We start from the raw sequence: 18,993 nt of genomic DNA on the forward strand, positions 1-18,993 counted from the left end.
TCTGCGGTTACTGCGCCACCTTCGCCAGGGTTTCCTGCTCGGCGGCGATGGTGGTGTTGTCGCCGTGGCCGGTGCGGACCACCGTTTCCGGCGGGAGGGTGAGCAGCCGCTCGCGGATGGAGGCCAGGATGGTGGGGTAGTCGCTGTAGGACCGCCCGGTAGCGCCCGGGCCACCGTTGAAAAGCGTGTCCCCGGTGAAGACCGTTCCTTCGCTCTCCAGGTAGAAGCACGTGGATCCCGGGGAGTGGCCGGGGGTGTGGATGGCCCGCAGGGTTGCCCCCGCCACCTCGAAGAGGTCGCCGTCGTGCAGTTCCCGGTCCGGCCTGGTGTCCGGGTAGACCTGTTCCCAGAGGACCAGGTCTTCGGGGTTGAGGTAGATCGGTGCGCCCACAGCGTCAGCTACCGCGCGCGCGGCGCCAATGTGGTCGTTGTGCGCGTGGGTCTGCAGGATGGCCAGGACCTTCCGGCCCTTCACCTGGCTGATGATCGCGGCGGCGTCGTGCGGGGAATCGATGATGACGCACTCTTCGTCATTGCCCACGATCCAGACGTTGTTGTCCACGTCCCAGGTGCCGCCGTCGAGCGAAAACGTTCCCGAGGTGACCAGGTTTTCGATCCGGACGCCCATCAGGAACCCGCCACCGGCAGTTCGACGACAGAGCGGAGGACTTTGCCCTCGTGCATCCTCTCGAACGCTTCCTCCACCTGGTCGATGGTGATGCGTTCGGAGACGAAGGCGTCCAGGTCCAGGTTGCCCTGCTTGTAGTGGGAGACGAGCATCGGGAAGTCGCGGGAGGGGAGGCAATCCCCGTACCAGGAGGACTTCAGCGATCCGCCGCGGCCGAACACGTCCAGCAGCGGCAGTTCCAGCTTCATGGACGGCGTCGGGACGCCCACCAGGACCACACGGCCGGCGAGGTCGCGGGCGTAGAACGCCTGCTTGTAGGTTTCGGGGCGGCCGACGGCGTCAATCACCACGTCTGCGCCGTGGCCTCCCGTGAGGGCGCGGATGGCCTCAATGGGGTCTTCCTTGCTGGAGTCGATGCCGTGCGTGGCGCCGTGGGACGTTGCCATTTCCACTTTGTTGGCGTCGATGTCCACCGCGATAATCGTGGTGGCCCCGGCAAGCTTGGCGCCGGCGATCGCGGCGATGCCAACACCGCCGCAGCCGATCACTGCCACGGACTCGCCACGTTTGACCTCACCGGTGTTGATGGCGGCACCGATGCCGGCCATGATGCCGCAGCCGAGCAGCCCGACGGCGGCCGCATCGGCTTCGGGGTCCACCTTTGTGCATTGCCCGGCGGCAACCAGCGTCTTTTCCGCGAACGCGCCGATGCCCAGCGCGGGGGAGAGGACCGTACCGTCTTCAAGGGTCATCTTCTGGGTGGCGTTGTGCGTGTTAAAGCAGTACTGCGGCTGGCCCTTGGCACAGGCCCGGCACTCGCCGCACACGGCGCGCCAGTTCAGGATCACCCGGTCGCCGGGAGCGATCGACGTAACACCGTCGCCCACGGCGGACACAACACCTGTTGCTTCATGGCCGAGAAGGAAGGGGAAGTCATCGTTGATGCCGCCCTGCTTGTAGTGAAGGTCCGTGTGGCAGACGCCGCAGGTGAGGATGTCCACCAGCGCCTCGCCCGGGCCCGGATCCGGCACCAGGATGGTCTCCACCGACACCGGGGCGTTCTTTTCCTTGGCAATCACTGCCTTGACTCTATGAACCATGTTTCCTGTGTTCCTTTCCTTGGCCAGACGAAAATCCCCGACGCGACTATCAAGTCTAGGAGCTACGGCTCCTCCGGACGGCTACCCAAAGGGGTGGGTCCCCGCACCAAAGGGACGGTGCGTGGGCCGCATTGAACCCCCTGCCGCATCCGCGTCAATTGCGTAATGCACAACAGGATTCGCATAGCGCTTAGTCGAAATATGCCAGTCGCCGTGGGGCGTGTCAACGGAAACTGCCAGCCGCGGTGCCGGGATTGCTGCCCCTTTCTGAAGATGGAATCTTCGTCCCGTGCAACGCAACTTCTGGGAGCGCAACGGATTACGCCACCAACAGGGCAAGGACCCATTGACTGTGGTGTCGCTCACGCTTACTCTAGTGCAACAGCGTTGCGCCTCACGCAACTCTTTCGATTTCGCTTCGAGAAGCACCACAGAAAGGCATCACCCGCGATGACCATCACAACCGAGAACGCCACCTCCGTCGCCGAACTCGAGCGCACCAAGATCCTCAAGAACGGCGAAAAAGTCAGCCTCACCTTCTCCGATGCCGAGTTCGAGCGCCGGATTGCCGGGCTCCGCCGCATCATGGCGGAGAAGGAACTGGACGCCGTCGTCCTCACGAGCTACCACTCCATCAAGTACTACTCCGACTTCCTGTTCACCACCTTCGGCCGCTCCTACGGCATGGTGGTCACCAAGGATGACACCGTCACCGTCACCGCCAATATCGACGCCGGCATGCCTTGGCGCCGCAGCTACGGCGACAACATCGTCTACACGGACTGGCGCCGGGACAACTACATCTTCGCCATCCAGGAAGTCCTGCGGACCCGCGGCATCAACCCGCGCCGGCTCGGTGTCGAGGACGATTCACTCCCGCTGGACAACCGCAACAAGATCCAGGCAGCCTTCCCGTCCGCAACCCTGGTGGACGTGGCCCAGGCCGCCATGCGCCAGCGCATGATCAAGTCCGCCGAGGAAATCGAGGTCATCAAGCACGGCGCCCGCATCGGAGACCTCGGCGGAGAGGCCATCCGGAACGCCATCACAGCCGGCATCACCGAATACGAGGTGGCGCTGATCGGCACCGAGGCCATGGTCCACGAAATCGCCCGGACCTTCCCCAATTCCGAGATCCGCGACACCTGGGTGTGGTTCCAGTCCGGCATCAACACCGACGGCGCCCACAACTGGGCCACCACCCGCAAGATCCAGGAACACGACATCCTGTCCCTGAACTGCTTCCCCATGACCTCCGGCTACTACACCGCCCTGGAGCGCACCCTGTTCTACGGCGAGCCGGACGCCCGGTCGCTGGAACTGTGGAACATCAACGTCGAGGTCCACAAGCGCGGCCTGGAACTCATCAAGCCCGGCGCCGTCTGCAAGGACATCGTCGCGGAGCTGAACGAGATCTACGTGGGCTACGGCCTGCTGGCCAACCGCACCTTCGGGTACGGCCACTCCTTCGGCGTCCTCAGCCACTACTACGGCCGCGAAGCCGGGCTGGAACTCCGCGAGGACATAGACACGGTCCTGGAGCCGGGCATGGTGGTCTCCATGGAACCCATGATCACGGTCCTCGACGGCCAGCCCGGCGCAGGCGGCTACCGCGAACACGACATCCTGGTGGTGGGCGAGGACGGCGCGGAGAACATCACCAAGTTCCCGTTCGGTCCCGAATACAACATCATCGGAGCCTGATCCCCAGCCTCAGGCACGGGAAGCGGCGCCACCGCACGGTGGCGCCGCTTTTCGGCCTCCATTAGGGAATGATGGGTAGGACCATGAGCGCAACAGAATCCGAGACGCCAGGCAGCGGCGACAGCAAGGGCGCGTCCGTGATCGTGAACGCCGTCGCCGTCCTCCGGACCTTCACGGCGGACGAGCCCCTCCTGGGCGTCACTGAGATTGCCAACCGCGTGGGGCTGCACAAAAGCACCGTCTCCAGGATCCTGGCCACGTTTGAACAGGAGCACCTGGTGGAGCGGGACGCCGAGACGCGGCGCTTCCGGCTGGGACTGGGCCTGATCGCCGTCGCCGGGCCGCTCCTCGCCGAACTTGAGGAGCGCCGCGTGGCCTACCCGGTGCTGCGGGAGCTGTCCGAGCAGACTGGCGAAACCAGCGCACTCATGGTGTGGAGCGGGGATGAATCCATCTGCGTGGAGCAGATCGCCAGCCATCACCAGATCAAGCACACAACTCCACTGGGCGCCCGGTACAACGATGCCCTCAGCGCCTCGGTGCAGGTTTTCCTTGCGCAGCTCCCGGAGGAAAGGGTCCGTTCCCTGCTCAGCAGCGGTGCTGTCACCTACCCGGGCATGGACGCATCCAGCCTGGACGCCTATCTGGTCCGGTTGAAGGATGACCTTCGGCGCGGCTGGGCCGTCAACTACGGGGAAACCTCCATCGATGAGGTGGGACTCGCGGCCCCCGTCTACGACCACCGCGGCGAGGTGGTGGCTGCCGTCCTCATCCCGGCGCCCCGGTTCCGGGTGTCCACGGAGCGGCTGCAGGCGCTGGGGGAGTCATGTGCTGCCGCAGCTGCCAAAGTCACTGCCCGCCTCGGCGGGAGGCCACGCGAAGACAGGGAAACCCCGGGCCAGCGGCAGGGCCGAAACAAAAGCTTGTAGCTTCAAGTAACCTCGGGTATCGTTAGGTTGAAACTTCAACTAACGCCTGAGGACCCGACATGACCGTAACCAGCGAACAGCACGTCAGCCACCGGCTCGGTAATGCCACCGTGCGCAGCCGGGTCAGCGTTCCCCTGCGCTTTCCGGACGGCTACACCGCAACCGCCGACGTTCTCACCTTCCATGGGCTCGCCGACGGCAAGGAGCACCTCCTGCTTGGACTCGGCGGCTGGGAACAGGCCCTGCTCCACCGGGAGTCGGCGCAGTCCGCGCCGATTGTCCGGCTTCACAGCGAATGTCTCACGGGTGATGTGTTCGGCAGCGAGCGTTGCGACTGCGGCCCGCAGCTGCGCGAAGGGGTGGAGGAGATCGCGGCAACCGGCGGGTTCCTGCTGTACCTGCGCCAGGAAGGCAGGGGCATCGGTCTGTACGCAAAGCTCGATGCCTATGCGCTGCAGGACGCAGGCCTGGATACTTACGAAGCAAACGTGGCCCTGGGCCACGGCGAGGACGAACGGGACTACACGGCCGCTGCCCAGATGCTCGCTGCGCTGGGTGCCACGTCAGTCCGCCTCCTCAGCAACAATCCTGACAAAACGGCACAGCTGACGGCCCTGGGCATCGAGGTCACCGAACAGGTTCCCACCGGAGTCCACCTGTCTCCGGCGAACCGTGCCTACCTGGCCGCCAAGCGGGACCACACCGCCCATACCCTGGACTTTGCGGCCTGAGGCGGGCGGGACAGCCATGACAATCCATATCGACGACGTTTACGCCGTGTCCACCCTCCCTCAATCCGCCGCGCCGAAGCCAGCCATGGTCCCCGCGCGGATCCCCACGCATGAGGAACTGCTCGCCAGGGTTGATGTGCTGGTTCCGGGGCTGAGGGAGCGGGCGGAGGAAACCGAGAACCAGCGGCGCCTCCCGGACAATACGCTGCTGGAGCTGCAGGAGGCCGGCGTCTTCAAGATCCTCGCGCCCACCGGCGTCGGCGGTTATGGCATGGGCGTGGAAACCTACGGTGAAGTTTTGCGGCGGCTAGCCCGGGGCTGCCCCTCGACGGCGTGGAACGCCGGGCACCTGGCCGAGCATGTCTGGATGCTCGCGCGCTGGCCGCAAGCGGCACAGGATGAGGTGTTCGCGGACGGCCCGGCGCCCCTGGCCGCCGCCACCGGCGCGCCTGCCGGGCTTGCCGAGGAGGTGCCGGGCGGTTACCTCATCACCGGCCGCTGGAGCTTCGCTTCCGGTGTGCTGCACTCCCAGTGGGCGCTCCTGGCCGTAGAACACAACGGGGTGCGCCTGCAGTGCCTGGTCCCCATCGGTGATGTGGAGGTAGTGGACACCTGGCACACCGCAGGCCTGAGGGGCACCGGAAGCAATGACATCCATGCAGGGCAACTGTTTGTGCCTGCCCACCGGGCGGCGGCCTGGACCCTGCTGACGGGCGAGGACAACCCCGGCAGCCGCATTCATCCTGACCCCATCATCAATACGCCCATGGGCACGCTGCTGAACATCGTTGCGCCCTCGGCCGCCCTGGGAGCCGCAGAACACGCCGTCGAGCTGTTCCGGGAACAGATGCTCCGGCGCAAGGTCAAGAACACCGCGGAGAACCGCCAGGCGGACTCGCCCCTCGCACAGGCGCGCTTTGCCCAGGCCTACGGGCTGGTGGCCACAGCGCGGCTGCACTGGATGGAGGCGCTGCGGCTGGTGGCCGCTTCCCACCGGCGGCAGCCCAGGACCATGACGGAGGACGAAAGGGCGCAGCACCGGCTGTCCTTTGCCCTCAGCGGCCAGGCTGCCGCCCAGGCTGTCAATCTGGCCATGGCCGGCTCCGGCGGGGGCGCCCACCGGCTTTCGCATCCGCTGCAGCGGATCCAGCGCGATGTGGGCGTCCTGCTCAACCATCCGACGCTGGCCACCGATCCCATCCTGGAACAGGCGGGCCGGGGGCTCCTTGGCCTGGGCCTGACCGTCTCCAGTTTCTAGCGGCGCCGGGAGCCACGCCAACCGCACCGGACAGCCACGTAGACTGGCATGATGCGGTTGGTAGCAAGCGACATTGACGGAACGATCCTCGGCCACGACGGAAAAATCAGCGACCGCACCGTCCGCGCCTTCCACGCATGCCGGGAGGCCGGCGTCGAACTCGTTTTTGTCACCGGGCGGCCGCCGCGCTGGCTGCACCCGCTGCAGGACCAGCTTGGCCATACGGGCACCGTGATCTGCTCCAACGGCGCCGTGGTCTGGGACCTTGAGGCGGACCAGCTGGTGTCTGCCCGCACGTTGACCATTGACGCCGTGCTGGAGGTGCGCCGCGTCATCAAGGGGCTGCGGCCCGCCGCCCTGTTCGCCGCCGAAACGCTCACCGGGTTCCACCTGGAGCCCGGCTTCATCGAAAACGGCTCCAGCGAACTCCTCTCCGAATTCACTCCGGCGCCGCTTGCGCGGACGCTGGCGACTGACGATGCCGTGGTGAAGTTCCTGGCCATTGTCCGCGAAGGCACCGCCGACGACTTCCTCGCGGAGGTGGCTCCCGCCGTCGAACACCTCGCATCCGCCACGCACTCATCCCCGGGGGTGTCCATGCTTGAGCTCTCGGTCCCCGGCGTCAACAAGGCCGTCACCCTGGCGGAATATGCGGCCGGCCTGGGAATCGGGGCCGCTGACGTGGTGGCTTTCGGAGACATGCCCAATGACATCGAGATGCTCCGCTGGGCAGGCCACGGCTATGCCATGGCCAGCGGCCACCCGGACGCGATCCGGGCCGCAGGCCGGCAGGCCCCGCGTTTTGACGACGACGGCGTGGCCCAGGTCCTGGAGGCACGTCTGGCCTCGCTGGGCGTCCACCTGTCCTGACCCGGCTGCGGCAATGGCGGCACCTGCGCCGTTTACACAGCTGGCGCTCACCTCGCGTTCACCTTTGCTCCCTAACGTTGGAGGCGGAGAGCCCAACCTCTCCGTTCGTGCACAGGGGGAAGCAATGGGAAGAAAAGCGAAGCATGGAACTGCCGAGGCGCCGCTCCGCGAGGCCGCGCCTGCTCCGCACTGGAAGAAGCTGCGGCAGGGCGACCGGGTCCGCGTCCTCCTGGCTCCGGGTTTCGAGGCCAGCGGCCTGGTGGACGCCGTCACCGCCGACCATTCGGCGGTTTGGATCGATTTCGACGGCGGGCGGGGCCGGACGCTGCTGCACTGCAGCGACGGCGTGGACATAGTCCTCCAGGAGGGCTGATCCCCGCCGGCCCCGGCTGGGGTACGCTCGCATTGTGGCCCTCCCCTTCTTCGAGCATGCTGATGCCGACGGGTCATTACTGCCCATCGCCATGGCTCACCGCGGGTTTTCACGCGAAGGTTTGGAGAACTCGATGGCCGCATTCCGCGCCGCGGTCGAGCTCGGCTACCGGTACCTCGAGACCGATGTCCACACCACTTCCGACGGCGTGGTGTTCCTCTTCCACGATGAGACGCTGGACCGGGTCACCGACGGCAGCGGGAAGGTGTCCGAGCTTCCCGCCCATAGGGTTTCCGAGGTGCGCATCGGCGGGCGCGAGCCCATCCCGCGGTTCGACGAGCTGCTCCTGGAGCTCCCCGACGTCCGGCTGAACGTGGACGTCAAGGACTGGAACTCCGTACGCAGCATCGCCGCCGGCATCGAATACCACCAGGTGCACCACCGGGTGCTGCTGACCAGCTTCTCGGACCGGCGCCGGCGGGCGGTACTGAAGCTGCTGAGCCAGCCGGTGGCTGCGTCCGCCGGTGTGGTTTCGGTTGGCCTGTTCACCGTGCTGGGCCCGCTGCTCCCGGGGCCGGTCTTCAGGTGGGGCATGCGCCTGAACCTGCGCGGGGTCCACGCCCTCCAGGTTCCGGTGCGTTACGGCAGGGTGGAAGTGGTGACGCCCGGGTTTGTCCGCCGCGCCCACGCCCTGGGCCTGGTGGTCCATGTCTGGACCATCAATGATCCGGAGGAGATGCACCGGCTCCTTGACCTGGGCGTGGACGGGCTGGTGACCGACCGCGCGGACCTGCTCCGCGAGGTCCTGCTGGAACGCGGAAAGTGGCCGCGCGGCTGATGTGAGCTACCCGCGGCCTGTGCTGGTTGAGGGGTCCTGGTCCCCTTCGGAAGGGTCTGCCCGCAACTCGTCGGGATTGGACTCCGGCAGGCCGCCCGGCCCGGGAACCCCGCCCGCGCCAACACCCCCACCGCCTTCCGGGGCGGAGGCACTGCCGGCCAGGCCGTCGTCGTCCTGGTCCGCTGTGCCGCTGCCGCCCGTGCCGCTGCCGTCTTCCGGATTGCCGGCCTCCTCGTCACCGCTAAACGGATTCGCCGATACGGGTCCGGGGGCGGCGCCGGTCTTGAGTCCGGGTGCCTTTTCCTTCTCCGCTTCCATCGCGTTGGATCCCTCGCTCAGGGAGGAGTGCACTTCCACGTCATCGTTGGGATCCGTGGGATCAGGAACATGTGTTTTCTCCGTGGGCTTGGATGTCCCCGCCAGATCCTCCATGGCGTTTTCCGCTGCCTTGCCGATGCTGTCGCCGATACCCATGTGACTGCTCCTTCCGACCTCGCGTGCCGGGCATCCCAGCGGATGCCCGGAGCATTACCCTTCCAGAATTATCAGCATGCTTACAATTAGTCCAGAGCCGGGGCAAGGAACCCCGGCCGGGCAGGAAGGACGCATGCACCATGAGCAGCTACCATCCGGAAAACGATCCAGCGAACCCTGACCAGCCGGGCAAGGACCACACGGAGGCGGCCGGAACAGCCGCCGGGCGCGGCAGCGAGGCGTCTGCGGGCTCGCCGAACCCGGACCCTGCGGAAGGCAACGTCACCGGCCTGGAGCCGGGCGGGGGAGTGCCCCCGGGCGAGACGCCGCCGGCTGAGGACCAGATGAGCCGGGACCAGGGCCACAGCGAATAGCGGCACTGGTGAGGCTTGGCAGGCCCGCCGGACTGCATCCGGCGGGCCGGCAGCCAGTGCGGGATGTGTCAGTGCGGTTCGTTTGTGTGCGGCGTGCCGGCCGCCTGCCCGGGTTCCGCCAGGTGGCGGTTGATCCCGTCCAGGTCCAGCCGGGTGTTCCAGCTGGCCCAGTCCTTCGGCCGGACCGAAGGCCTGCCGAGGAGGTAGCCCTGCCCGGCGGTGATTCCCAGTTCGGTGAGGACCTTGAGCTCCCCGACGGTCTCGATGCCCTCAGCCACAAGGGAGGTGCCGATCTGGTCCGCGAAGTCCACCAGGCAGGCTGCCAGGGCGCGCTGGAGGCCGTCTTTGTCAACGTCGCCAATGACGTTCCGGCCCACCTTCAGGAAGTCGGGCCGGAGGTGCACCATCCGGCTCAATGCCCCCGCCCCTGAATGGGTGTCATCCACGGCAATGCGCAGACCCTGGTCGCGCAGCGGATTGATGGCGGCAATGAACTGCGGGTATTCCTCGTCCTTGACGGTTTCGGTCAGTTCGAGCACCACACGGCTGATGGGAAGCTCGATGTGCTCGAACAATTCCGGCAGCCGGGGGTCAAGGCATGAATCGGGCGAGATGTTGAGGGACACAAACAGGTTCTCGGGAAGTGTCTTGGCTGCGGCGGCCGCAGATCCGAGTGCCGAGAATTCCAGGTTTGCTCCCAGCCCCACAGCGGCTGCCTCAGCGAACCACAGTTCAGCGGCGGCACCGTCGTCGCTGACGAACCGGGACAACGCCTCGACTCCAACCACGATTTTTTCTTCCAGGCCATAGATGGGCTGGAAGGCCGTCATCAACATCTGGCTCTCGAGCAGGGCGCTGATGCGGGACATGCTGCGGATCGCGTCGATTTGCTCCGCCACCTTAGGCGGGACGGCCGGGGTGAGGCGCATCTCCCTGGCGGTTTCCAGCGTTTCCACCGTGTTGGCGTCGCTCCGCCGGGTTTCAAGGAGGTATTCGAGCAGGGCCCGTTCGGGCACTCCGGGATTTTCATCCAGCCTGTTGCTCAGGCGCTGCCGGACAGCCGCTCCGGCCGGATCCGTGTCCGCCAGTACAGCGGCGATAATTCCCCATGCCTGTAGTCGAACCGACATTAGCTACGCCCCCAGTTGACGAAGTAATGACCCAGTGGCCCTTTGTTGTTCAATTTGTAAACGCCTTTAAAGTCCGGTGCCCTGTCCAACATTGATTTTCGCGGCGACGAAAACCGCAGACACCGCACCACGATCGTATATCGCAGGGAACAAAAGCGCAGTAGTTTCAGCCTTTCCGCTTCGCGCTTTCCGGCTGCTTCGCCAGCAATTCCGGAATCTGTTCGGGAGGGACCGGCCTGCTGAAGAAATAGCCCTGGGCGCTGAGGCAGCCGAGGCCGCGGAGAAGCTCCGCCTGCTCTGCCGTTTCCACGCCTTCCCACACCGCTTCCAGGCCACAAGCGCGGACGAGTTGCAGGACCGCTGCCACCAGGGCGGGCTGCGTGGGATCGGTTCCCAGCCCGGTGATCAGCGACCGGTCCACCTTGACCCGGTCCACGGGGAGCCGGCGCAGGTAGCTGATGGACGAGTAGCCGGTGCCGAAATCGTCGATCTCGATCCCCACACCCAAGCCCCGCAGCCCGCCCAGCGAGTACCGGTCCAGATCGTTGCCTTTGACGATGGCGACTTCCGTCAGCTCCAGCACCACCTGGTCCGGCTGGACGCCGGTTTCCTTCAGGACGCTCCTGACGTCCTCGATGAACTGCAGGCTCTGCAGGTCCGTGGCGGAAATATTGATCCGGACGGAGAACCGGCTGTCCACCACGGAGGCGTTGACCCATTCGCGGAGCTGGTGCACAGCCGTCCGGAGCACCCACAGCCCGAGCTCGGAGATCAGCCCGGCTTCTTCCGCCAGCGGGATGAATTCGTCGGGCATGATCAAGCCGCGGGTCGGGTGGTTCCAGCGGACCAGGGCCTCCACGCCCTCGATCCGGCCTGTGCCCAGCTCCACCACCGGCTGGTAGTTGAGCGTCAGGCCGTCGCTGCTGATCGCGGCACGCAGATCCTCCACCAGCTGGCTGCGGAGCCTGCGGACCAGCAGGAGCCCCGGCTCGAAGCGGTGCAGCTTGCTCTGGCCTTCGGCCTTGGACGCATACATGGCGACGTCGGCCTCCATCAGCATGTCCTCCGGCGACTTGCCCGGCTCGCCGGCGCTGAGCCCGATGCTGGCACCGCAGCGGAAGCTGCGTTCAGGCAGCTCAATGGGCTGGCCCACGGCGGCCAGGATGCGGTGGCCCACGATGCCGGCCTGGTCAGGGGTGGCCGACGGCAGGACGATGGCGAACTCGTCGCCGCCGAGGCGGGCAACGACGTCGGATTCGCGCACGGCGCTGCGGATTCGCTCCCCCACGGTGATCAGGACGTGGTCCCCGGTGGAATGGCCCAGGCTGTCGTTGATGGATTTGAAGGCGTTCAGGTCCATCATCAGCAGGACCGGGCTTTCGCCTTCTTCGGAGCGGGCCTCGAGGGCGGCCCTCAGCGCGTCGATCAGGGCGGAGCGGTTTGCCAGGCCCGTGAGCGGGTCCTGCATGGCCATCTTCTGCATCTCGAGATGGGCCTCGTGCAGGAGCTGGGTCCGGACCTGCACCCGCTGCTCAAGCTCCTCGTAGATGACCTGCAGGTCCTCTGCCAGCAGGTTGGTGCCCATGATGATGGCATCCAGCTCATCACGCGCCGGCGAAACCTCGATCCGGGAGGTGAGGTCTCCGGACGCCAGCCGCACGATGCCTTCCAGGAGCTGGGAGAGCCGCGGGTCGTTATCCGCAAACATCGGATTCCTGCATTCCGCTCAGTTTTCCCGGCTGCGTTCAGCGTCGAGGGGGAGGCTGACCGTGACCGTGGTCCCTGCGCCCAGGATTGAGGAGACGTCGATCCGGCCGCCGTGGCGGGACACAATGTCCTTGGTGATGGCCAGCCCCAGCCCTGTGCCGGGAATGGCGCCGGACATGGCGTTTGATGCCCGGTAGAACCGCGTGAAGACGTGGTCGATCTCGTCGCTCGAAATGCCGATGCCGGTGTCCGCCACACTGACGGTGGCCCACCGCGTGCCGTCGGCTGCTGCGTGCGACTCGCTCCCCACCTGGATGCGCCCTCCGCTGGGGGTGAACTTGATGGCATTGGAGACCAGGTTGGTAAACACCTGCTGCAGCTGCACCTCGTCGGCAAGGATCTCCGGGTCCTCCGGAACCTGCTCCACGGCGATGGTGACGTTTTGCAGGGTGGCCAGCGGCCGGAGTGCTGCGGCAACCAGGTCCAGGGTCTGTCCCAGCCGCACCGGGGTGAGGTGCATCAGGCTGTCATCAAGTCCGTTGCGTGAGACGCTCAGCATGTCCTCGATCAGGATCCTCAGCCGCTCGGTGTTGCGGACCACGATGTCCAGCATCTGGTGGACCTCGGGCGAAACGGGCTGCTCGGTGCTTTCCTGGATCATGTCCAGGTACGCCATGATGGACGTCAGCGGCGTCCGCAGCTCATGGTTGACGGTGGCCAGGAAATCGGTTTTGGCCTTGTCCAGCTGCTGCAGTTGCTTCACCACCTGCTGCTGGCTGCTGATCAGGTGGCTCTGGATCAGTCCGTGCGCCGCGTTGCCCGCCACGTGTTGGATGAGCCCCAGTTCGGTCCCGGACCAGGTCCGCGGCTGGTCGATCATCGCAATCCAGATTATGCCCAGCGAGGAACTGCCCTCGCCCATGGGTACCGCCAAGGAGGAGACGGCGTCGGCGATGCCCGGCGAAGCGGCCTCACCCGCTGTCAGGTCCTCCGCGCCGGGTGAGGACGAGGTCTCGGTGCCGGCCCACAGCAGGTCCGCTGCGTGGCGGGCATCCTGCTCGTCCGGCAGGGCCTGCTCGCGGAGCGGCTTTAGCCCGGGCCTGCTCCAGGCGGCGTTGATACGGGGAACCCGGCTGTCCTCGAACGTGGTCAGCCAGACGTGGTCGGCCTTGAACGTCCGGCCGAAACCTGCCACCACATGGCGGGCGATCTCTTGGGGGTCGTTCGTGGCCCGAACCGCGGCAGAGACCTGCCGGAGCTGTTCGCGCAGCGCCTCGGTCTCCTGCCGGACGGCGTTCCGCCGGGCCACCGTGTCGATAAGGGCAGTGGCGCGGTAGGCCAGTTCCCGGGGGGCGGGCGGCTTCGCGATGCAGTCGTGGATGCCGGTCGGCTGCATGGCAGCGAGCTCTGCGGGATCGTCAAGGTCCACCACCACAAGGACCGGCGCGTCCGCCTTGACGGCGGACAAAGACGCATCAACCACCACGACGGAAGGACGGCATTTCTCCAGGGAAGCAGCAAGTCCGTCAGCGTCCCGCGCGCACAGGACTGAGTACCCTGCATCCCGCAGCGCCTTGGCGTAGGACGCGAGCCGCGCGTCATCGGGGTCTGCCACGACGGCGGTGCGCGGCGCGCGCAAGTCACTCGGCGTGTCAACCGCCACAGTGTCCCCTTCCCTCCCAGTTGAGTACATTGTATGGTCACGCCGGGCGGGCGGCTCCACGGGAAAGACATGGATTGGTTCCATGGCCCTGACGGGCACGGAAATTGGCTGGCCGGGGGTCATACAGGCCACAATAAGGCGGCAGATCGCGCCGCCGGGTTGACCGGCCCCTATATTTGATCCGTGCCCTCCCCCTCGAAGTCCTTCCCGGCAAAGTCACTGCGGTCCACTGTGCAGAAGTACTTGATGGTCCCGAAGCTCATCCGGCTGTCACGCTCGGCTCCGAAGGACCGGCCGCAGGCATGGGACATGTACTGGGCCGGCATTAGGGGGGCCGGAACTGGGGGCGAAGTTCTCTGGGACTCGGGGACGGACGATGAATTCTACGGCTACAAGGACGTCCTGCTCCGCCACCTTGACCCGGAACTTCCCGTGGTGGACGTGGGCTGCGGCCACGGCAGGTTTACCCGTGCGTTGGCCGGAGTGTTCCCTGAAGTCATCGGCGTGGATGTTTCCGGGCAAGCCATAGCCCACGCCGGCGCCCAGGCAGCCGCGCATGGCAGCGCCGGCACCGTCCGCTATATGGCCCGGGACATGACCGCGCCGGGCGCGGGCAGGGGCCTTGCCGGCGGCATGGACGCAAACGTATTCATCCGGGGAGTGCTCCACGTGCTGGACAGGGCCGACCAGGAGGCGCTGGTGGAAAACCTGCGGCTCATGGCCGGAAGCCGGGGCACCATATTCCTTGCCGAAACGAACTTCCAGGGCAATCCCGTTGAGTACGTTTCCCACCTCGGTGCAACCACGCAGGGCATCCCCGCGCCCCTTGAACGGGCCATCCGCGGGCTGCCGATGCCCGGCCACTTCGGTCCCGAAGAGCGTTCCCGGGCCCTTCCGCCGGAGAAGTGGGAGCTCCTGGAGGACGGGGAAGTGGCCATCGAAACACACCCCATGACGGGCGTAGGCGGGAAGAGCCGGGTCCCGGGGTACTTCGCCGTGCTGCGCCCCAGGGACTAGGCGCGGCTCCGCCCTTCCCGCCCGGAGGGTCGCCCCTTTCTGCACTCACATCCCGTTCCGGCGTTCCATCGGACTGCAGCCGAAACCCTTGACACGCAGTGGATTGGGAGGCTGAATGGTAAGTAAACTTACTACTTAGCTTCAGGGGAAGGGATAGCCATCATGGTGCAGGACAAAGGCAACAACACGCGGGACGCCGGCGCAGGCCGTGACGAAGAAGATCTCGGTGCCGGGCCTGATGACGGCAAGGTCCGGACCGGCCCCGAATCATCCAAATCCCTCAAGTATTCACAGGAGGTCACCTCAACGGAGGACGAACCCGAGCGCGAGGGCCGGAGCCTGGCCACCACGCACCACGAAGTGATCCGGCAGTGGGCCGAAGAGCGCGACGGCGTTCCGGCCACGGTGGAAGGCACCGAACACGGTGACCACCTGGGAGTGCTGCGCATCGACTTCGGTGGTCAAAACGACAAGCTCCGCCACATCAGCTGGGAGGAATGGTTTGAAACCTTCGACTCCCGCGGGCTGAACTTCATCTATCAGGAACAACGCAGCGACGGCCAGCAGTCAAACTTCTTCCGGCTGGAGAATCCCGGCCGCGAAGACGCCTGAGCCGCGTACCGTTCCGCCGCCAGCCCAGCACCGGCCCATGAAGCCGGCGCCGTTTCGCCGACGGCGGGCGCAGAACTTACAGGAACTACCATGCGCGAACTCATTCCCTCCGGTTCCCTCCGCGGGATGTTGCTGCCGCCCACCTACGGACAGCACGTCACCCACTCCACGGAGTTCACCGTCTTGTCCGTCGAGATCTGGTCCGCCGGACTGGTGGTCAATATCCACTTGGCCTCCGACGGCGCTACGGAGCCGCGGATCATCCTCCAGGACCACTTCGGCACGGAGTACTCGTTCCGGGATTCCGCCACCCTGGGGTCGCGGAACCTCCAGGTGTTCACCCCTACGGTGCCCCCCGGAACCAGAAGCCTGACCGTCCGGGCCGCCGACGATCCGGAAGGCCGCCCTGTGGTGACCTTTGCGGTCCCACTGATGGCCGTGCCCGAAGAGCCTGAATCTTCCCAGGACGGCGAATACCCCCCGGCGCCGGAACTGCGCCGCCCGGCTTGACCCAACGAAAGGCTGCCACCATGCAGGACACCGCAGGATTTGCCCCAAGCACCGCCATCGTTACCGGATCAGATTCCGGCATCGGCAAGGCCACCGCCGTCGCGCTTGCAAGGGCTGGCATGGATGTAGGCGTCACCTGGCACTCCGACAAGGACGGGGCCGAAGGCACGGCCGAGGAAATCCGCCAGCTCGGACGCAAGGCGGTGGTGCGCCGGCTGGATACCACAGAGCTTCGCGCCGCCGGAGCCGTCATCGACGAACTCGCGGACGAGCTGGGCGGAGTGGACGTCTTCGTCAACAATGCCGGGACCGGCGACGGTACCAAATTCCTGGACCTGGACGTCGACACCTGGATGCAAACGCTGGACACCAACCTCAACGGGGCCTTCGTATGCCTCCAGGCCGCAGCCCGCCGCATGGTGCAGGCAGGCAAGGGCGGACGCCTGGTTGCCGTCACCAGCGTGCATGAATTCCAGCCGCGGGTGGGCGCGTCCGCCTACGACGCGTCCAAGCACGGCCTGGGCGGCCTGATGAAGACACTGGCGCTCGAGCTTGCAGAGCACGGCATCACGGCCAACAGCGTGGCGCCGGGCGAGATCGCCACTCCCATGACCGGGCAGGAGGACGAGGACCCCACCACCAAGGACCGGCCCGGCGTGCCCTTGGGCAGGCCCGGTGATGCCCGGGAAATTGCGGCCGTCATCGCCTTCCTGGCTTCGCCCGCTTCCAGCTACGTCAACGGCGCGTCCTGGGCGGTGGACGGCGGCATGCTGCAGATGGGGCCGCAGGCCGGCTCGCACATCACCAGCCACGAGTGGCGCGAAGGGTAGCCTTCCGGGCAAGGTGACCTGCAGTCCGCATTACGAGCCGGGCAAGCGCTTTCCCCCGGGGCTGCTGGCATGATGGAGCGCATGCGCATTCTTATTGCTCCGGACAAGTTCAAGGGTTCCCTCACGGCAGCCGAGGCCGCAGCTGCCATTGCCGAAGGTGCCTTGCGGGTCTACCCTGACGCCGTCGCCACGCAGTTCCCCATTGCCGACGGCGGCGAGGGAACCCTCGAAGCGGCGGTGGCGGCGGGTTATGAGGAGCGCCTCAATGCGGTCGTGGGCCCCATCCTTGCGCCAATCGGGGCCGCGTGGGCGGTCAGAAAGGCCGACGACGGCAGGGTCACCGCCGTCATCGAGACGGCCCAGGCCTCCGGCCTTGCGGAAATGGAGCCCACCCCCGCCAACGCCCTCCGGGCCCACAGCTACGGTTGCGGGCAGCTCATTGCGGCCGCCCTGGAGGCCGGCGCCACCGAGATTGTGCTGGGCCTGGGCGGTTCGGCCATGACCGACGGCGGCAGCGGGGCACTGCGCGCCTTGGGCCTCAAGCCGCTGGACTCCGCGGGGAACGTGGTGCCCCTGGGCGGCGGCTCCCTCGCGGACGTCGCGGCGCTGGACACGAGCGGGCTGGATCCCCGGCTGGCCTCCGTCACCTTCCGCATCGCCGTCGACGTGCGCAATCCCCTCTACGGGCCGGAAGGTGCCGCCCATGTCTTCGCTCCGCAAAAGGGCGCGGACCCGGACGCTGTGGAACTCCTCGACGCCGGCCTCCGCAACTGGTCATCGGTCCTGCGCGAAGCAACCGGCCGGGACGTGAACGTCCCCGGGGCGGGCGCCGCCGGCGGCTTCCCGGCGTCGTTCCTTGCCTTCACCGACGCCGCGCTGGAAGGTGGCTTCTCGCTGGTTGCCGGACTTACAGGCCTGGCCGGACAGCTGGGCGGAGCGGACCTGGTCATCACCGGCGAAGGGTCCATGGACTCGCAGTCCCTGACCGGAAAAGCACCCATCGCGCTCGCGGACGCCGCCCGGGAGCGCGGGATTCCGGTGATCGTGGTGGCCGGGAGGATCCTGGTCACGCCCGGGGAGCTCGCAGAACACGGCGTGGTGGCCGCCGCGCAGCTGCTGGACGTGGCACCCACCCCGCAGGATGCCATCGAAAACGCCGCCAAGTACCTGGCCTGGGCAACAAGCCAGGTACTTGAGGGCGCCTAGCGAGCTAAACGATGGTGGTGTTGCGGCGCCGGCGCCAAATGAGCACCACAATCAGCGTTGCAAGGGCGATCGCACCGATAACCCAAGGGGCGAAATTGACCCTGGTGGACTCATTCTGCGCGGATTCCCCGGTTCCCGGATTTGCGGGGCCGGTGGAGGCGGTATCCCCGGGAGACGGCGTGGGAGAGGAAGCGCCCATGGCCCACACTCCTCCGGAGGATCCCGTACTTCCTTCGACGGCTGCAGGTGCGGAACCCGCAGCTGGGGAGGCGTGGGCCGCTCCCAGCGGGAGTACCGGGGCGGAGATCAGCAGCAGGGCAAAAAGGGTGGTTCTCAGGATGGTTCGCATGCGGTTTTCCTTTCGGCTGGTCCGGGCTTAGGCGCCGGTCTCGTAGTGTGGCTCGGCAACGGGCTTGGACTCCGGCGATCCCTTTTCCCGGAGGTAGACGGACGCGCCCACCAGGACGGCGACGGCCAAAAACTCGCTCTGCCAGTTTTGGAAGGACTCAAACCAGAAACGGCTGGTGCCCACGTATTGGAGCACGGTGACGCCGGCCTCCCCGTGGCTTTGCTGTTCCTCGTTGTACGCCGCGGTGCCGCCCAGGGCGTGCGCGGTGAATGAGCCCAGGAAGAGCAGGAACAGGAGGATGGACAGGGAGTGCTCGTAAAGCTTGAGGACTGCGCCCCCGTGCTTCACAGGCCACGGTGTGGCCTGCTTGATGGCCGCCTGGCGCGGATCCTCGTCCTGGGGTGCCTCCTTGCCCACGGGCTTGGATTCGGAGGAACCCTTTTGGAACAGGAAGACCGTCAGGACCACGTACATGGCCATCTGCAGGAATTCCGATTCCCAGTTCTCAAAGGTGGCCTCGACGAAATCGCCCGTGGCCAGGAACTCGAATACCGAGACGGCGGCTTGGCCGTGAGCCTGCTGCTCCTGGCTGTAGTTCGCCGCCCCCGTCAGGATCATCCCGCCGAAAAACGCGAGGAACAGTCCGGCATTCGCCAGGAACAGCCCGTGTTCCCTCATCCATTTGCCCAT

21 protein-coding genes are annotated in these 18,993 nt (G+C 66.4%); 13 read left to right on the forward strand and 8 right to left on the reverse strand.

Annotation, left to right across the window (positions count from 1 at the left end):
* Nucleotides 1-7: 7 nt before the first annotated feature.
* The gene (locus KTR40_RS00985; RefSeq protein ID WP_139027425.1) at nucleotides 8-628 is read right to left on the reverse strand and encodes an MBL fold metallo-hydrolase; all 621 of its coding nucleotides are present in this window, start codon (nucleotides 626-628) and stop codon (nucleotides 8-10) included.
* Nucleotides 628-1,728 (reverse strand): S-(hydroxymethyl)mycothiol dehydrogenase, encoded by a 1,101-nt coding sequence (locus KTR40_RS00990; RefSeq protein ID WP_139027426.1) that lies wholly within the window; start codon nucleotides 1,726-1,728, stop codon nucleotides 628-630. Before KTR40_RS00990 ends, KTR40_RS00985 begins: the two co-directional genes overlap by 1 nt.
* Before the next feature lie 450 nt (nucleotides 1,729-2,178).
* On the opposite strand from KTR40_RS00990, the gene KTR40_RS00995 reads away from it, so the two are divergent.
* From KTR40_RS00995 to KTR40_RS01025, 7 genes are all read left to right on the forward strand, one after another.
* Nucleotides 2,179-3,432 carry an aminopeptidase P family protein gene (locus tag KTR40_RS00995; protein ID WP_228405002.1) on the forward strand — a complete coding sequence of 418 codons (1,254 nt, stop codon included), beginning with the start codon at nucleotides 2,179-2,181 and terminating at the stop codon, nucleotides 3,430-3,432.
* A gap of 83 nt (nucleotides 3,433-3,515) precedes the next feature.
* A complete protein-coding gene (locus KTR40_RS01000) occupies nucleotides 3,516-4,361 on the forward strand; it encodes an IclR family transcriptional regulator (RefSeq protein WP_228405003.1) in 846 nt (281 codons plus the stop codon).
* A gap of 59 nt (nucleotides 4,362-4,420) precedes the next feature.
* Nucleotides 4,421-5,092 (forward strand): GTP cyclohydrolase II, encoded by a 672-nt coding sequence (gene ribA / locus KTR40_RS01005; RefSeq protein ID WP_228405004.1) that lies wholly within the window; start codon nucleotides 4,421-4,423, stop codon nucleotides 5,090-5,092.
* Between the two features lie 16 nt (nucleotides 5,093-5,108).
* A complete protein-coding gene (locus tag KTR40_RS01010) occupies nucleotides 5,109-6,350 on the forward strand; it encodes an acyl-CoA dehydrogenase family protein (protein WP_228405005.1) in 1,242 nt (413 codons plus the stop codon).
* Nucleotides 6,351-6,401: 51 nt separating this feature from the next.
* Entirely contained in the window at nucleotides 6,402-7,220 is an 819-nt protein-coding gene (locus KTR40_RS01015) for an HAD family hydrolase (protein ID WP_228405006.1), read from the forward strand.
* Between the two features lie 124 nt (nucleotides 7,221-7,344).
* Nucleotides 7,345-7,593, forward strand: a complete 249-nt coding sequence (locus KTR40_RS01020) for a hypothetical protein (RefSeq protein WP_228405007.1) — start codon at nucleotides 7,345-7,347, stop codon at nucleotides 7,591-7,593.
* 34 nt (nucleotides 7,594-7,627) lie between these two features.
* Nucleotides 7,628-8,431 (forward strand): glycerophosphodiester phosphodiesterase, encoded by an 804-nt coding sequence (locus KTR40_RS01025; protein WP_228405008.1) that lies wholly within the window; start codon nucleotides 7,628-7,630, stop codon nucleotides 8,429-8,431.
* A 6-nt stretch (nucleotides 8,432-8,437) separates the two neighbouring features.
* Here KTR40_RS01025 and KTR40_RS01030 read toward each other — a convergent pair whose 3' ends face one another.
* Nucleotides 8,438-8,905, reverse strand: coding sequence for a hypothetical protein (locus tag KTR40_RS01030; RefSeq protein WP_228405009.1), 468 nt, complete (start codon nucleotides 8,903-8,905; stop codon nucleotides 8,438-8,440).
* A 140-nt stretch (nucleotides 8,906-9,045) separates the two neighbouring features.
* Between KTR40_RS01030 and KTR40_RS01035 the strand changes: the two genes are divergently transcribed.
* Nucleotides 9,046-9,279 carry a DUF6480 family protein gene (locus tag KTR40_RS01035; RefSeq protein WP_228405010.1) on the forward strand — a complete coding sequence of 78 codons (234 nt, stop codon included), beginning with the start codon at nucleotides 9,046-9,048 and terminating at the stop codon, nucleotides 9,277-9,279.
* Nucleotides 9,280-9,347: 68 nt separating this feature from the next.
* Here the strand turns inward: KTR40_RS01035 and KTR40_RS01040 are convergent, their stop codons facing one another.
* From KTR40_RS01040 to KTR40_RS01050, 3 genes are all read right to left on the reverse strand, one after another.
* Nucleotides 9,348-10,409: an EAL domain-containing protein gene (locus KTR40_RS01040; protein ID WP_228405011.1), complete on the reverse strand. Its 1,062-nt coding sequence runs from the start codon at nucleotides 10,407-10,409 to the stop codon at nucleotides 9,348-9,350.
* Nucleotides 10,410-10,575: 166 nt separating this feature from the next.
* A complete protein-coding gene (locus KTR40_RS01045) occupies nucleotides 10,576-12,117 on the reverse strand; it encodes a bifunctional diguanylate cyclase/phosphodiesterase (protein WP_139027436.1) in 1,542 nt (513 codons plus the stop codon).
* 18 nt (nucleotides 12,118-12,135) lie between these two features.
* A complete protein-coding gene (locus KTR40_RS01050; RefSeq protein WP_228405012.1) occupies nucleotides 12,136-13,779 on the reverse strand; it encodes an ATP-binding protein in 1,644 nt (547 codons plus the stop codon).
* A gap of 246 nt (nucleotides 13,780-14,025) precedes the next feature.
* Here KTR40_RS01050 and KTR40_RS01055 point away from each other — a divergent pair, with 246 nt between their 5' ends.
* The 5 genes from KTR40_RS01055 to KTR40_RS01075 all read left to right on the forward strand — a co-directional run bounded on the left by KTR40_RS01055 (nucleotide 14,026) and on the right by KTR40_RS01075 (nucleotide 17,954).
* Nucleotides 14,026-14,796: a class I SAM-dependent methyltransferase gene (locus tag KTR40_RS01055; RefSeq protein WP_228406210.1), complete on the forward strand. Its 771-nt coding sequence runs from the start codon at nucleotides 14,026-14,028 to the stop codon at nucleotides 14,794-14,796.
* A 162-nt stretch (nucleotides 14,797-14,958) separates the two neighbouring features.
* A complete protein-coding gene (locus KTR40_RS01060; RefSeq protein WP_205677026.1) occupies nucleotides 14,959-15,408 on the forward strand; it encodes a hypothetical protein in 450 nt (149 codons plus the stop codon).
* Nucleotides 15,409-15,498: 90 nt separating this feature from the next.
* Complete coding sequence (locus KTR40_RS01065) at nucleotides 15,499-15,918, forward strand: hypothetical protein (protein WP_139027438.1); 420 nt, start codon at nucleotides 15,499-15,501, stop codon at nucleotides 15,916-15,918.
* A gap of 20 nt (nucleotides 15,919-15,938) precedes the next feature.
* Nucleotides 15,939-16,748 carry an SDR family oxidoreductase gene (locus KTR40_RS01070; protein ID WP_139027439.1) on the forward strand — a complete coding sequence of 270 codons (810 nt, stop codon included), beginning with the start codon at nucleotides 15,939-15,941 and terminating at the stop codon, nucleotides 16,746-16,748.
* An 81-nt stretch (nucleotides 16,749-16,829) separates the two neighbouring features.
* Nucleotides 16,830-17,954 carry a glycerate kinase gene (locus KTR40_RS01075; RefSeq protein WP_139027440.1) on the forward strand — a complete coding sequence of 375 codons (1,125 nt, stop codon included), beginning with the start codon at nucleotides 16,830-16,832 and terminating at the stop codon, nucleotides 17,952-17,954.
* Between the two features lie 4 nt (nucleotides 17,955-17,958).
* Here KTR40_RS01075 and KTR40_RS01080 read toward each other — a convergent pair whose 3' ends face one another.
* Together KTR40_RS01080 and KTR40_RS01085 are read right to left on the reverse strand one after the other, a co-directional pair.
* Nucleotides 17,959-18,303 carry a LuxR family transcriptional regulator gene (locus KTR40_RS01080; protein WP_228405013.1) on the reverse strand — a complete coding sequence of 115 codons (345 nt, stop codon included), beginning with the start codon at nucleotides 18,301-18,303 and terminating at the stop codon, nucleotides 17,959-17,961.
* A gap of 27 nt (nucleotides 18,304-18,330) precedes the next feature.
* Entirely contained in the window at nucleotides 18,331-18,993 is a 663-nt protein-coding gene (locus tag KTR40_RS01085) for a DUF6766 family protein (RefSeq protein ID WP_139027442.1), read from the reverse strand.

The sequence above is a fragment of the Pseudarthrobacter sp. L1SW genome, assembly GCF_020809045.1.
GTDB lineage: Bacteria > Actinomycetota > Actinomycetes > Actinomycetales > Micrococcaceae > Arthrobacter.